Origin of the sequence: Nocardia gamkensis NBRC 108242 (assembly GCF_001612985.1) — a bacterium.
Classification (GTDB): domain Bacteria; phylum Actinomycetota; class Actinomycetes; order Mycobacteriales; family Mycobacteriaceae; genus Nocardia; species Nocardia gamkensis.
In genome coordinates this window covers 1-752 of record NZ_BDBM01000099.1, presented here as the reverse complement: position 1 = coordinate 752, position 752 = coordinate 1, and the positions used below count along the sequence as shown (strand labels likewise).

Genomic DNA, 752 nt, shown 5'->3' with positions numbered 1-752 from the left:
GGCGTTGCCGGAGCCGGTGTTCGCGGCGCGGGCGTTTCGTGCGCCGTCGACGCCGGTGGAGGAGATCGTGGCGGGGGTGTTCGCGGCGTTGCTGGTGCCCGAGGAGGACGGGCGCGTCGGTGCGGACGATGATTTCTTCGAGTTGGGTGGTAATTCGCTGCTGGCGGCGCAGGCGGCGGCGCGGATCGGTTCGGCGTTGGGGGTGCGGGTGCCGGTGCAGTTGCTGTTCGAGGCGACGACGGTGGCGGGGTTGGCGGCGCGGGTCGAGCAGCATGCGGGGTCGGTGGCGGGGCAGGCGTTGCGGGCGTGGGCGCGTCCGGAGCGGGTGCCGTTGTCGTATGCCCAGCAGCGGATGTGGTTTTTGAACCGGTTCGATCCCGCGAGCGGGGTGAACAATATCCCGGTCGCGGTGCGGTTGTCGGGGCGGTTGGATGTGGCGGCGTTGCGGGCGGCGGTGGGGGATCTGGCCGAGCGGCACGAGGTGTTGCGCACGGTGTATCCGGATGTGGATGGTGAGGGTTTCCAGTTGGTGTTGCCGGTGGGGGATGCGCGGGCGGTGCCGGATGTGCTGGTGCGGCGGGCGCATGAGTCGGAGGTGGCGGCGTTGGTGGCCGCTGCGGTGGGTGAGGGGTTCGATGTGACCGCCGCGCCGCCGGTGCGGGTGCGGTTGATCGAGCTGAGCGACACCGAGCATGTGCTGGTGTGCGTGGTGCATCACATCGCGGGGGACGGGTTCTCGATGGGTCCGTTGA

1 protein-coding gene is annotated in these 752 nt (G+C 70.3%); it reads left to right on the top strand.

Annotation, left to right across the window (positions count from 1 at the left end; all coding sequences use genetic code 11):
- Positions 1 to 752 (top strand): condensation domain-containing protein (locus tag NG1_RS34750; protein WP_245660187.1); only part of this gene is annotated, 752 nt, incomplete at both ends.